At 50.2% G+C, this 12,985-nt stretch carries 15 protein-coding genes and 3 tRNA genes; 4 read left to right on the forward strand and 14 right to left on the reverse strand.

What is annotated here, in order from left to right; all coding sequences use genetic code 11:
• Positions 1-16 precede the first annotated feature (16 nt).
• Complete coding sequence (locus HV127_RS25485; RefSeq protein WP_110274338.1) at positions 17-268, reverse strand: DUF2766 family protein; 252 nt, start codon at positions 266-268, stop codon at positions 17-19.
• Between the two features lie 79 nt (positions 269-347).
• Positions 348-431 carry a stress response protein AzuC gene (gene azuC, locus HV127_RS25490; protein WP_004136622.1) on the reverse strand — a complete coding sequence of 28 codons (84 nt, stop codon included), beginning with the start codon at positions 429-431 and terminating at the stop codon, positions 348-350.
• Positions 432-640: 209 nt separating this feature from the next.
• On the opposite strand from azuC, the gene HV127_RS25495 reads away from it, so the two are divergent.
• Complete coding sequence (locus HV127_RS25495) at positions 641-2,062, forward strand: MFS transporter (RefSeq protein WP_182239650.1); 1,422 nt, start codon at positions 641-643, stop codon at positions 2,060-2,062.
• Positions 2,063-2,109: 47 nt separating this feature from the next.
• On the opposite strand, the gene HV127_RS25500 is transcribed toward HV127_RS25495, so the two are convergent.
• Positions 2,110-2,748 carry an RpiB/LacA/LacB family sugar-phosphate isomerase gene (locus HV127_RS25500; RefSeq protein WP_182239652.1) on the reverse strand — a complete coding sequence of 213 codons (639 nt, stop codon included), beginning with the start codon at positions 2,746-2,748 and terminating at the stop codon, positions 2,110-2,112.
• 434 nt (positions 2,749-3,182) lie between these two features.
• On the opposite strand from HV127_RS25500, the gene ftnA reads away from it, so the two are divergent.
• The gene (ftnA, locus tag HV127_RS25505; RefSeq protein WP_110274389.1) at positions 3,183-3,680 is read left to right on the forward strand and encodes a non-heme ferritin; all 498 of its coding nucleotides are present in this window, start codon (positions 3,183-3,185) and stop codon (positions 3,678-3,680) included.
• A gap of 36 nt (positions 3,681-3,716) precedes the next feature.
• Here ftnA and HV127_RS25510 read toward each other — a convergent pair whose 3' ends face one another.
• Positions 3,717-3,956, reverse strand: a complete 240-nt coding sequence (locus tag HV127_RS25510; RefSeq protein WP_110274341.1) for a YecH family metal-binding protein — start codon at positions 3,954-3,956, stop codon at positions 3,717-3,719.
• A 194-nt stretch (positions 3,957-4,150) separates the two neighbouring features.
• Here HV127_RS25510 and tyrP point away from each other — a divergent pair, with 194 nt between their 5' ends.
• Positions 4,151-5,362 (forward strand): tyrosine transporter TyrP, encoded by a 1,212-nt coding sequence (tyrP, locus tag HV127_RS25515; RefSeq protein ID WP_182239653.1) that lies wholly within the window; start codon positions 4,151-4,153, stop codon positions 5,360-5,362.
• Positions 5,363-5,391: 29 nt separating this feature from the next.
• Here tyrP and HV127_RS25520 read toward each other — a convergent pair whose 3' ends face one another.
• The 7 genes from HV127_RS25520 to uvrY form a co-directional block, all read right to left on the reverse strand.
• Positions 5,392-6,060 (reverse strand): YecA family protein, encoded by a 669-nt coding sequence (locus tag HV127_RS25520; RefSeq protein ID WP_182239655.1) that lies wholly within the window; start codon positions 6,058-6,060, stop codon positions 5,392-5,394.
• A gap of 186 nt (positions 6,061-6,246) precedes the next feature.
• Positions 6,247-6,333: transfer RNA gene (locus tag HV127_RS25525), tRNA-Leu, on the reverse strand.
• 13 nt (positions 6,334-6,346) lie between these two features.
• Positions 6,347-6,420, reverse strand: a tRNA-Cys gene (locus tag HV127_RS25530).
• A 39-nt stretch (positions 6,421-6,459) separates the two neighbouring features.
• Positions 6,460-6,535 (reverse strand) — tRNA-Gly (locus HV127_RS25535).
• A gap of 151 nt (positions 6,536-6,686) precedes the next feature.
• Positions 6,687-7,235 carry a CDP-diacylglycerol--glycerol-3-phosphate 3-phosphatidyltransferase gene (gene pgsA / locus HV127_RS25540; protein WP_112213254.1) on the reverse strand — a complete coding sequence of 183 codons (549 nt, stop codon included), beginning with the start codon at positions 7,233-7,235 and terminating at the stop codon, positions 6,687-6,689.
• 57 nt (positions 7,236-7,292) lie between these two features.
• Entirely contained in the window at positions 7,293-9,125 is a 1,833-nt protein-coding gene (gene uvrC / locus HV127_RS25545; RefSeq protein WP_181485757.1) for an excinuclease ABC subunit UvrC, read from the reverse strand.
• Positions 9,122-9,778: a UvrY/SirA/GacA family response regulator transcription factor gene (uvrY, locus tag HV127_RS25550; protein WP_182239657.1), complete on the reverse strand. Its 657-nt coding sequence runs from the start codon at positions 9,776-9,778 to the stop codon at positions 9,122-9,124. Before uvrY ends, uvrC begins: the two co-directional genes overlap by 4 nt.
• A gap of 461 nt (positions 9,779-10,239) precedes the next feature.
• On the opposite strand from uvrY, the gene HV127_RS25555 reads away from it, so the two are divergent.
• Entirely contained in the window at positions 10,240-10,464 is a 225-nt protein-coding gene (locus tag HV127_RS25555) for a DUF2594 family protein (protein ID WP_110274347.1), read from the forward strand.
• Between the two features lie 67 nt (positions 10,465-10,531).
• Here HV127_RS25555 and sdiA read toward each other — a convergent pair whose 3' ends face one another.
• The 3 genes from sdiA to tcyL all read right to left on the reverse strand — a co-directional run bounded on the left by sdiA (position 10,532) and on the right by tcyL (position 12,983).
• Entirely contained in the window at positions 10,532-11,254 is a 723-nt protein-coding gene (sdiA, locus tag HV127_RS25560; protein WP_182239660.1) for a transcriptional regulator SdiA, read from the reverse strand.
• Positions 11,255-11,565: 311 nt separating this feature from the next.
• Positions 11,566-12,318: an L-cystine ABC transporter ATP-binding protein TcyN gene (gene tcyN, locus HV127_RS25565; RefSeq protein WP_182239662.1), complete on the reverse strand. Its 753-nt coding sequence runs from the start codon at positions 12,316-12,318 to the stop codon at positions 11,566-11,568.
• Complete coding sequence (tcyL, locus tag HV127_RS25570; RefSeq protein WP_110274350.1) at positions 12,315-12,983, reverse strand: cystine ABC transporter permease; 669 nt, start codon at positions 12,981-12,983, stop codon at positions 12,315-12,317. The genes tcyN and tcyL overlap by 4 nt, the downstream gene beginning before the upstream one ends.
• Positions 12,984-12,985 lie beyond the last annotated feature (2 nt).

Consider the following 12,985-nt stretch of genomic DNA (forward strand, 5'->3'; position numbering starts at 1 on the left):
TGGCGGGGCTATGTATTTAGTGTGCCTCACCTTGCGGGGTGAACTTCAGTTCAATTAAAGCAATGGCTTTTTGTACCGCCCGCAGCGTAACCGGATCGGCCGATGCAGGATGACTGGCAAAATCGATGGCTTTTAACTGAGTGGTCATTTTCTCGCGCACTTCGACAGGGGCGATGATATCAATAACGTCGAGAATCTGTTTGATGACCAGTTGGCAGGCAACCACGTCGGAAACCAGCTCGTCATTTTCGGTGAGATGTTGAGACATTTTTTACTCCTTTTTTCAGGAGCGTAATAGTAACCTAAATCTTAAGAGATAAAAAAACCTGCCGCAGCAGGTTTTTTTATCAGAACATACCGCCAGGGGGTACGTCTTTGAAGGTTTTGCAGTAGTTTTCAAACATGCTTTTGAGGATTTTGCGCAGCTTCATGGATTGACTCCGTTTTTGTTATGCAGGTGTTAATGTCTACAGGGCTATAATATGACTTACATCACAAAAATCAATATAAACATGCGTCAAATCACACTATTTTTACAAAAATAATTTAAATATTAAACAAAAATGAGCTAAATCGAACAGTTAGAGCAACATGCTCTGCGTCGAGTTTGGCCCCTCTTTGCTATGGCAGCGACACGACAATGAGCACAAACATCTCTTCCAGGGACGATCGTTCTTTTTCAGCACCCGCACTGCTGGTGGCTGGCGCGTTTTTTATGGAGTTCCTCGACGGCACGGTGATCGCCACTGCCCTGCCGGACATGGCGAAAGACTTTGGCGTCACAGCGGTCGATCTCAATATCGGTATCAGCGCCTATCTCATTACGCTGGCCGTGCTGATACCGGCCAGCGGCTGGATAGCCGATCGCTTCGGCGCACGCAAAATCTTCACTCTCGCGCTGGCGATTTTCACGCTGGCTTCTGTTTTTTGCGGGTTATCAACCAACGTCGACATCTTCGTGGCGATGCGAATTCTGCAAGGAATAGGCGGCGCGCTGATGGTTCCAGTAGGCCGACTGGCAGTTTTGCGAACGACACCGAAGCATCAGCTCATTAAGGCGATTGCTACCCTGACCTGGCCGGCATTAGTGGCCCCCATTATCGGCCCGCCGCTGGGCGGATTTATCACCAGCTATGCCAGTTGGCACTGGATTTTCTTTATTAACGTGCCCCTTGGGCTCATCGCTATGGCCCTGTCTTTGCGCATCATCCCAAACATTCGTGAAGATGAACCACGGCCTTTTGACCTTCCCGGCTTCCTTGCCACTTCAATCGCCATGATTAGCCTGGTCACCGCCATGGAATTTCTCGGCGATCGTCAACCTTTGAGTTGGCAAACTCCGGCGCTGCTGGTATTAGGCCTTGGCAGCATGTTGTTCTCACTGCGCCATTTCCGTCGCGCAGCCTGGCCGATGGTGCGCCTCGATGCGCTGCAAATACCGACCTTCAAGGTCACTATGTACGGCGGCTCGCTGTTCCGTGCCTCAATTAGCGCCGTCCCTTTCCTGCTGCCGCTGCTGTTTCAGGTCGGGTTTGGTATGGACCCATTCCACTCAGGGTTGCTGGTGCTGGCCGTTTTCGTTGGTAATTTAACCATCAAGCCCGCGACAACGCCGTTAATTCGCTGTCTGGGTTTTCGCCGCCTGCTGCTGATCAATGGTGCGCTGAATGTACTCTCGCTGCTGGCCTGCGCTTTTTTAACACCACAAACGCCAGTCTGGCTGATTTTCGTGATTCTCTATCTCGGCGGGGTATTCCGTTCTATTCAATTTACCGGCGTCAGCACCCTTGCTTTTGCCGATGTGCCTTCGGCGCAAATGAGCTATGCCAATACGTTGTTCAGCACCGCTTCGCAGCTGGCCGTTGGGCTTGGGATTACGCTCGGGGCGATCGGTATTCGTATTGGGGAGAAGTTCAGTGAATGGTTTAATCTCACAAGTCTGCCGGGGATCAGCTTCCGTCTGTCGTTTATTTTTATTGCGTTGATTTGTCTGGTGGGAATGATTGATAGCCTGCACCTGGCAAAAGATGCCGGTAGCAGCGTGTCGAACAAAAAGAAATAGCCCAAAAGAAAAGGCCAGCAGCGCTGGCCCTGGATATTTGCAGGAGATTAACCGACGATCTGGCGAACGAACGCTTCGATCTCTTTATCCTGGCAATTTTCGAAGAAGCACTGCTGGAAGCGCGGGCCAGACACGGCAGTTTTCACCAGCTCCGGGTCGATAGCACGCAGCGTATCCAGATAGTTATCTTTCACTACTGCGGCCTTAACGGTGTTCAGGATACCAGCGTTACGTACCTGAGGCTCTTTACGCTCCGGCGGATACCCTTCGCCATTACTCCCTGTGAACGCTTTCTCGAAAATAAAGCGTACGTTCAGCTCTGCGCCCCAGCCAAAACCTTTCGCGAATGGCAGAGAAAGCGCGTTACCGTTGTTGATCTGCGCAAACAGGAACGCATCAGCAGGATCAATACAGTAGCCACAAACTACGCCCGGATGGATGTTCAGAGACATCATTGCACCCTGGCCGGTACCGCAGCCGGTGATCACGAAGTCTACCGCTTTAGAGTTCAGCAGGATGCTGGCCATGATACCCAGATGGATATAGGTCAGGTGGTGATCGTTTTCATCGCTCATGCCGACGTTGTAAACCGGAAAACCTTTCTCGTCTGCAACAGCGTTTAACTCGTTGAGGATGATGGCGTTTTTGTTCGCCTGGCTGTTTTCCATCATCAGTGCGATTTTCATGCTTTACTCTCCTGAATGCTGTGCGGGTTTTCCCGCGATAGTTCGTTAACGTTGTGAAGAACAATACTACCTTACGAACATACTTTCAAATTTTATGAAAAGTTGTTTTATAAATTGCATATCGCCTCACACTTTCACCTCCCACAGCATCCGGGCGTTGCTTTCTTACCCCCACCCTTTCCTCACCAGGCTAACCTAAGCGCTCATAGCCACTCGAAGTCGCGCGTCCCCTTTTCAAGAATAAGTCGGACCCATAATTAATATTGATAATATTAAATTAAAACCATTCTCATTATTTATTAAATTGCCAATGCGTGTTATTCCCATTTGCATTAGTAATAAATGAATTTATTAATTTACTTTTTGCAAATAAATTAATAACAAATTATAGTGACGACACAATCACCTTTGACTTTATTTGCGGAGCAAGCCAGATGCTGAAAACTGAAATGATCGACAAGCTTAATGCACAGATGAACCTTGAACTTTATTCTTCTCTGCTTTATCAGCAAATGAGCGCGTGGTGCAGCTACCACAGCTTTGAAGGTGCCGCCGCGTTTCTTCGCCGCCATGCGCAAGAAGAGATGACCCATATGCAGCGTCTGTTCGACTACCTGACCGATACCGGTAGCCTGCCGTGCATCAATGCCATCGCCTCACCGTTTGCCGAATATACTTCACTGGACGACCTGTTCCGCGTCACCTACGAACACGAACAACTCATTACGCAGAAAATTAACGAACTGGCTCATGCGGCAATGTCCAGCCAGGATTATCCGACCTTTAATTTCCTGCAATGGTATGTTGCTGAGCAACATGAAGAAGAGAAACTGTTTAAATCCGTTATTGATAAACTGACCCTCGCAGGCAAAAGCGGCGAAGGCCTGTACTTTATTGATAAAGAGCTGGCAACGCTCGATACCCAAAATTAATGAAGACGGCGGCGACGCTTAGCGATCGCCGCCCTATTAATGGCGACAAATTTTACTTTCGTGCGTATTAAACCCTTCCTCTGCGGCAATAAATTTGCCCTTTTTCTGTAAGAATGCCACTAACTCCGCCGCACTCAGGTTTTCCGCCGAACAGGTATGGAATCGTGCATCCGTCCCGAAACGACTGGTAATCGCCGCTTCCAGACTGGCCACGGTGTAAGGTTCGCCTGAAGCGATCATCATCTGTAGAACTTCATGACCATGAATTGATTGCATAATATCCCCCATAAAACGCACAGGATAACCCTGCTTATTATTCCGATTCTTGCGCCAGCGCAGGCTTAGCGTAAACGCTCAAAATCGTAAACTTATTATTACACACACTGTAACCTGCATTTGACGAAATCACTGATTTCACATACTCTGCGCGGCATAATTCATTGTATAATCCGTCATGGATAGAGAAAAGCGTGAAGAACCGCACTCTTGGTAGTATTTTAATCGTCGCTGGCACCACCATCGGCGCAGGGATGTTGGCGATGCCTTTGGCATCAGCAGGCGTAGGCTTCGGCGTAACGTTAGTTTTGCTGATCGCCCTGTGGGCGCTGATGTGTTACACCGCGTTATTGTTGCTTGAAGTTTATCAGCACGTTCCGGCTGACACGGGGCTGGGCTCCCTGGCGGCGCGCTATCTGGGGCGTTACGGGCAGTGGGCCACCGGTGTTTGCATGCTGTTCTTACTGTACGCACTTACCGCTGCCTATATTAGCGGTGCCGGTGAACTGCTGGCTTCAAGTCTCAATCAATGGCTGGGCTGGACGCTACCACCTGCGGTTGGAGTACTGCTGTTTACAGGCATCGGCGGGACGGTGGTTTGTATCGGTACGTCACTGGTTGATCTCTTTAACCGCTTTCTGTTCAGCGCCAAAATCATTTTCCTCGCTATTATGCTGGCGCTTCTGCTACCGCACATTCATCAGATAAACTTGTTGACCCTGCCGCTACAGCAAGGGCTGGCGCTGTCGGCGATTCCAGTAATTTTTACCTCGTTTGGTTTTCACGGCAGCATACCCAGCGTCGTCAGCTATCTGAACGGGGATATACGCAAGCTGCGTCGGGTATTTGTCATCGGAAGCTTTATTCCACTGGTTGCCTATATTTTCTGGCAACTGGCAACCCTGGGCAGTATTGATTCTCCAACTTTTACCGCTCTGCTGGCACAAAATGCCGGACTCAACGGGCTGCTAGAAGCGATCCGTGAAGTCGTTGCCTCGTCGCACGTTGAGCTAGCGGTTCATCTTTTTGCAGACCTGGCGCTGGCGACTTCATTTCTCGGCGTCGCGCTTGGCCTGTTTGACTACCTGGCCGATTTGTTTCAACGTAAAAATGGTCCGGCCGGGCGTATACAGAGTGGTGTAATCACCTTTTTACCCCCTCTGGCGTTCGCCCTATTCTATCCACGCGGTTTCGTGATGGCCTTAGGTTATGCAGGGGTCGCGCTGGCGGTATTGGCGCTAATGCTACCTTCGTTATTAGTGATGAAAAGCCGTAAACAGCATCCTGACGCCGCCTGGCGAGTCGCTGGGGGGTCACCCGCGCTGTGGTTGGTTCTGCTGTGCGGAATCGGAATTGTGGCCATTCAGTTTGCTATCGTCGCAGGATTGCTGCCTGCGGTGGGATAAAAAATCAGGGGCCAAATTGGCCCCTTTACTTATTTTGCTAAGCAGCACTGCTTATATTTCTTACCGCTACCGCAAGGGCAAGGATCGTTACGCCCAATTTTCGCCTCATTTCGTATTGGCTGCTGGACGTCAGCCGGCTGAGCATGCTCAGTCCAGTAGTTGTAAAGCGCCAGAGCCGCCGGACGAATACGCTCTACGCTGGCAATGAACTCTTCAGCGGATAATTCATCAAGCGCTTCAAATCGTTCCTCGGTGCCGTGCAGGGCGATGGCATCCAGTTCAGCTTGTAGCTCAGTTGGTAAAGCAGACCAGTCACTGAGGCCGACGCCGCGCATATAACCGAAGCACCACTCTTCTACGATGGTTAACTCCTGTCCTTCCTCTTCACGGCAGCCAAACATGGGCTCGAACTGCTCAGGATAATCGCTTAAGCGCTCAGCAGTATCGCTCATATGTTGCAGCGTCAGGTTCACAAAGCGATCGCGTTCGCGATCGTTGGCCCAACGCGGTACTTTATCCGCCCCGCCCCAGATAGCCAACAACCACTGCGCAGGTTCAATTTCTGTCGGCCCGGAGAGAATTGCCGTCAGCAATCCATCAAGTTCGGCAACATCCATGATGGTGCCTTCATCTGCATATTTCGACAGGATCTCATCCAGCCATTCAACTTCGCTTTCGTTCAGGGGTCCGGTTTTCATAAACAGTCTCGTGGTCGTAGAAAAATGGCGCTTACAGTAGCGGAAATAGCGAGAGAAAACCACCTGACATCACCCATTCAGGAGAGTTAATCTTTTTAATAATAGACTGGGGACAAAAACAAAAAAACCACCCGGAGGTGGTTTCACGACACTGCTTATTGCTTTGATTATTCTGCTATATCCCAATGGTACCCGGAGCGGGACTTGAACCCGCACAGCGCGAACGCCGAGGGATTTTAAATCCCTTGTGTCTACCGATTCCACCACCCGGGCTCGGGATAGTAATTGGAGGCGCGTTCCGGAGTCGAACCGGACTAGACGGATTTGCAATCCGCTACATAACCGCTTTGCTAACGCGCCTTAATACTGCAACACCCGCAATTGCCGATGTTTTTATATTGGAGCGGGAAACGAGACTCGAACTCGCGACCCCGACCTTGGCAAGGTCGTGCTCTACCAACTGAGCTATTCCCGCATCATCAAGCTAAATTGCTAATCGCTTGATTTTGTTATCGTCTGGAAGACCGTGCTGCCGTTCGATGCGTTGCATTCTACTTACCTGGCGCAATGAGTCAACGTTATTTTTTAAAACCTTGTGTTGTTTGCTGAAAATTGCGCCGAAACGATCACTGATCAAGCAAATCGCCGCGTGCAGCGTTCAAATATTGCAGCATTGACCACAGCGTCAGCACCGCCGCTACGAGGAACAGGCCAATACCCGCCCATTCAACCCAGATATTTGGCCGCCACAGCATCCACACCAGTGCCGCCATCTGTGCCGTTGTTTTCACTTTACCGATCCACGAAACAGCCACGCTGCTGCGTTTACCCAGCTCAGCCATCCACTCACGCAAGGCGGAGATAATAATTTCACGGGCAATCATCGTTGCGGCCGGTAGCGTCACCCACCAGGTGTGATAATGCTCAGCGACCAGCACCATCGCGATCGCAACCATGACTTTATCCGCAACCGGATCCAGGAAGGCACCAAAGCGTGTGCTCTGATTCCAGCGACGCGCCAGATAGCCATCAAACCAGTCGGTTACGGCAGCGACAAAGAAAATCAGCGCGCAAGCAAAGGGAGCCCAAACAAACGGCAGGTAAAATGCCAGTACAAAGAAAGGGATAAGAATGACACGAAACAGAGTAAGCAACGTAGGGATATTAAATCGCATAGTAACGGGTAACTATCTGTTGTAAGTAAAAATTAGCCCTATGTTGCTACAGAGCCCCTAATGTTTCAACGAGTAGAAGATCTTTTCTGCCAGACCGTGAGATATACCCGGCACTTTAGCAATTTCTTCAACGCTGGCTTTCTGTAGCCCCTGCAGACCGCCCATATATTTCAACAACATCTGCCGGCGCTTTGGCCCCACCCCTTCGATGGTTTCCAGCGTACTGGTACTTTTCACTTTCGCCCGTTTTTTACGGTGACCAGTGATGGCATGATCGTGTGATTCATCGCGAATATGCTGGATGACATGCAACGCTGGTGAATCCGGCGGAAGACTAAAGCCCTCCCCTTCAGGTTCGAAGAATAACGTCTCCAGCCCTGCTTTACGATCGCTGCCTTTTGCTACGCCCAATAGCAGAGGGTGGTTTTTATCCCACGGCACATCCAGCTCGGCAAAGACCATTTTCGCCTGTCCGAGCTGCCCTTTACCACCATCTATCAGGATAACATCAGGAATTTTACTCTCTTCGATTGCCTTGCCGTAACGACGGCGCAGAACCTGGTTCATCGCGGCATAATCATCACCCGGAGTGATACCGGTAATATTATAGCGACGATATTCCGCCCGCAGCGGCCCATTGCTGTCAAAAACGACGCACGACGCGACCGTTTGTTCCCCCATCGTGTGGCTGATATCAAAGCACTCCATCCGATTGATGGCGGGGAGCTTAAGCAACGTCGTCAGTGCCTGTAAGCGTTGGGTAATAGTCGAATGCTGAGAGAGCTTGGTCGTCAACGCCGTGGCGGCATTGGTTCGCGCCAGTTTCAAATAGCGTGCACGATCGCCACGAGGCTTGGTCTGTACGTTAACACGGCGTCCGGCCAGTTCTGAGAGCGAATCAGCCAGTAGGGTTTTGTCGCCCAGGTTGAAATCCAGCAGGATCTCACCCGGTAGCGTTCGCATCTGGCTACCCTGTAAATAGAACTGACCGACAAAAGTTTCCACCACTTCCCCAAGCTCGGTTCCGCTGGGTACCTTCGGGAAATAGCTGCGGCTGCCCAGCACCTTACCCTGACGAATAAACAGCACGTGCACACAGGCCATTCCGGCCTCAAAAGCTACGCCGATGACATCAAGATCGTCACCGTTGTTAGAAACAAACTGCTTCTCCGTGACCCGGCGTACCGCCTGAATCTGGTCACGGATCCGTGCAGCTTCTTCAAACTCTAGCGACTGGCTGGCTTTCTCCATGCGAGCGATCAACTGCGTTAACACCTGATCGTCCTTACCCGCAAGGAACAAGCGCACGTAATCAACCTGCTGAGCGTACTCTTCCTCGCTGACCAACCCGGCGACACACGGCCCCAGACAGCGACCAATCTGGTACTGCAGGCATGGACGCGAGCGGTTGCGGTACACGCTGTTCTCACATTGACGGATTGGGAAAATTTTTTGCAGCAGAGCTAAAGTTTCACGAACCGCATAGCCGTTTGGAAATGGGCCAAAATACTCGCCTTTAGCGTGCTTTGCACCGCGATGCGTGGCCAGCCGGGGATGGGTATCACCGCTAAGGAAAATGAAAGGGTAGGATTTATCATCTCGCAGCAGCACGTTATAACGCGGCTGATACAGCTTAATGTAATTATGCTCGAGCAGCAGCGCTTCCGTTTCAGTATGCGTGACGGTGACATCAATTTGCGCGATAAGCGCCACCAACGCTTCGGTTTTACGCGAAGCCAGGTTGCTGCGAAAATAGCTACTGAGCCGCTTTTTCAGATCTTTTGCTTTACCCACATAGATGACAGTACCGCCAGCATCATACATACGATAGACGCCCGGCTGGCTGGTCACTGTCTTCAGGAAAGCTTTTGCGTCAAAAACATCACTCACTGACTTGCTAACGACTCCGCATTACACAGGCCATGGCGGATTGCCAGGTGCGTCAGCTCCACATCGCCATGAATATTCAGTTTGCTGAACATTCGGTAACGGTAGCTGTTCACCGTCTTAGGACTCAGATTTAACTGTTCTGAGATCTCATTGACCTTCTGACCTTTAGTGATCATCAGCATAATCTGCAATTCACGCTCAGACAAACTGGCAAACGGCGATTCTGCCTTTTCAGGCTCAATCTGGCTGAGCGCCATCTGCTGGGCGATATCTGAAGCTATATAGCGCTGGCCTGATGCCACAGAGCGAATCGCATTCACGACCTCTTGCGGTGCAGCACCTTTACTAAGGTAACCAGCCGCACCGGCCTGCATCACTTTCGCCGGAAGCGGGTTTTCGGTATGAACAGTGAGCATAATCACTTTGGCATCAGCCACGGAACGGGCAATTTTGCGGGTAGCCTCAAGCCCCCCGATACCCGGCATATTCATATCCATCAGGACAACATCGACGGGATTAGCGCGACACCATTTCACAGCGTCCTCACCACAGCACGCTTCACCGACAACTTTAATTCCTTTTATATCTTCCAGAATGCGTCGTATCCCTGCGCGCACTAGTTCGTGATCATCAACAAGAAGGACGTTGATCAAAGGAATAATCTCCAGAATTAGGGATAACGCTACTGATAGCTTATCGCATACATATTACCGGGTTTTATCGTAACTTTAAAAGCCAAACAATGTCCTATGAAGGATTTCTTACTGACTTATGGAAATCTGCCTGCACACTAAGTGGAAAGTCATACATAACAGTGATTTGCATTATGTAAATTTTTTAACATTCATCATACAGATTATGCAAGAACACAACACATCTCGCAGATGATAAATACGAAACAAGATATGTAACAATTATTAACGATAGAGTACTGGTGTAGAAAATTAACGCGCTTAGATCTCATGAATACGTATTATTCAGTGAATTAAATCATTCACAGCTTAGATGAAAGAACAGAAACCAAGCACTCCTTTTTTTCCCTTTGCTTGTGCTATACTTCGCCGCCTTCACTTTTAGTAATGCGCATTTGCGCAGAGAGCAAACGAGGATATCGATGAGCACACCAGATTTTTCCACTGCAGAAAATAATCAAGAACTGGCACAGGAAGTTTCCTGCCTGAAAGCGCTGTTAACGCTGATGCTTCAAGCCATGGGCCAGGCGGATGCAGGTCGCGTGATGATTAAAATGGAAAGGCAAATTGCGCAGATGGAAGATGAGGCTCAGGCCGCCGTATTCTCCAGCACCGTCAAGCAAATTAAGCAGGCATATCGTCAGTAACTATTCACCGGCTGAAAGTATTACTGACAGCCGGTATCACGTCTGGCACGCAGAACAAAGGATTAGCTCAAATTAACCCCGTTGCCACGGCATAGCAGGCAATCTGCGTTTTGTTTGGCGCATTGAATTTCCGTTGCATATTCTTTTGATGGAAATTGACGGTATTTTCTGAGATAGACAGAATCATAGCGACCTCAGCCGAGGTTTTTCCTTCCGCTGTCCATTTCAAAATCTCCAGTTCGCGTCGGCTAAATTTCATTTCCGGCGGCATGACCATCTCATCTTCCAGCCGTAATAGCGTCAATAAACTCAACTCAATCAGCGTTCTTAAGCGCATCTCCAGTTCATCTTCCGCCAGGGGGCCCGGACTGCGACTTTCGCCCGAAACGGATAAGAATCCCTGGGCATGGTTCGGTAGCGTCAGACACTGTGTCACGCCTTTTCGCAACCCATGATCGCGAGCACCGTTCCATAACTCAGGCGTATCATGGAATAATTTGTCGTCCCATGGCAAATGCCCGCGAAGGAAATTTTCGCTGCGTAGTACCGGGTCGATAGCAAAGTAATTCTCGGCTTGATAGTGCGACATCCAGGCCTGCGGATAAGTCGACTTCAGGGTCACCCGGGGGCGAGTAAAGGGCACGGGATGCCGTACGCAGAGCGCGAAGTAGTCATATTCCAGTTCTTCTGATTGCTGTTGAAGAAGATTATAAACGCTCTCTCCCGCAGCAACGGACTGGAATTGTTGCAGCATTTCCCGCCGCCAGCTGAAAAAATCATTGTCCCTCATAACTGACCAAATAACTCCTGATTGATAATCATTATTATAAATACATAAAGCTAACACATAAATCTTATTTATATGTATAAAATATCGTAGCCATCGCACTTATTAGATTGCAGTTGTCGCGACGGGAGGATTCTGTCGGAAAGTATGCCGACTGATGCCACTGGAATCTTTGATGTGCATAACAGGTCTGACTTCTTAGCGGTGCGAAAGCATTCAACTTTCTGATGAAAAGAAAAATGGGCAGAAACGTCGATAATCTGTCAGCGCCCGACCGTTTTTTTCCAGTCGTGACGCTGCCAGCGGATTAGGGGCTACTGCATCAGGAATTTTTCAAGAAACTGACGGGTACGTGACTGTTGAGGATTGGAAAATAGCGATTTTGCCTCACCCTGTTCAACAATACGCCCCTGATCCATAAAGATGGCTCGATCAGCCACATCGCGGGCGAAGCTCATCTCATGGGTCACGATAACCATGGTACGTTTCTCCTGCGCGAGTTGACGAATGGTATTCAACACCTCCCCCACCAGCTCAGGATCTAACGCCGATGTCGGCTCATCAAACAAAATCACATCGGGCCGCATCGCCAGCGCTCTGGCAATGGCCACACGCTGCTGCTGGCCACCGGACAAACGACGCGGATAGCTGTTTTCCTTCCCCGTCAGGCCCACTTTCGCCAGCAATTCACGTGCGCGGGTGATGGATTCATTTTTATCCTCCCCTTTCACGATGACCGGCCCTTCAATAATGTTTTCCATCACCGTGCGATGCGGAAACAGATTAAAGCTCTGGAACACAAAGCCTACATGCTGGCGCAGGCGGCGAATGGCCGTTTTTTGCTGACTGATGCTGCGCGCAGTATCAATAGTCACATCGCCAACACGAATCGTCCCGCTTTCCGGCTGTTCCAGCAGGTTAATGCTGCGCAGCAACGTGGTTTTACCCGAGCCGCTGGGACCGATGATCGCCACGACCTCACCTTCCTGTACTTCAAGATCGATACCGTGAAGCACTGTTTGACCATGGAACTGTTTCACCAGGTTTTTAACTTCGATGGCACTCATTTCGGATCACGCTCCTGGCGGTTCAGCTGGTTTTCAAAATAGTTCTGTAGCGTCGACAGCACCGTCGCCATCACCCAGTAGATCAGCGAAGCAGCCAGGTACATAGTGAAAACTTCCAGCGTACGCGAGGTAATCAGCTGGGCCTGACGGAATAGCTCAGGGACCTGGATGGTTGCCGCCAGCGAGGTATCTTTCACCAGGCTGATAAAACTATTAGAGAGCGGCGGCAGCGCCACGCGCGCAGCCTGCGGCAAAATGGCACGACGCATCGCCTGCCAGGGCGTCATACCGATACTTGCCGCCGCTTCCCACTGCCCTTTATCAATAGAGGCAATCGCCGCACGCAGCGTTTCTGCCGCGTAAGCTGCAGTATTGAGCGACAAGCCAATCATCGCCGCTGGAATAGGATCCAGTTCAATACCAAATTGCGGCAGACCGTAATAGATCATAAACAGCTGCGCAATCAATGGCGTGCCGCGAAAAATTGAGATGTACATCCGCGCCAGCCATTTGATTGGCCAGACGGGTGACATACGCATAAGCGCCAGAATAAACCCCAGTACCAGGCCGAAAAACATCCCGCCAAGACTGAGCTGTAGCGTAAATACCGCACCTTTCAGCAGAAAAGGTGCGGAATCAATAACCAGTTGGATACTCTCTTGCATTC

The organism is Klebsiella sp. RHBSTW-00215 (genome assembly GCF_014103785.1).
GTDB lineage: Bacteria > Pseudomonadota > Gammaproteobacteria > Enterobacterales > Enterobacteriaceae > Klebsiella.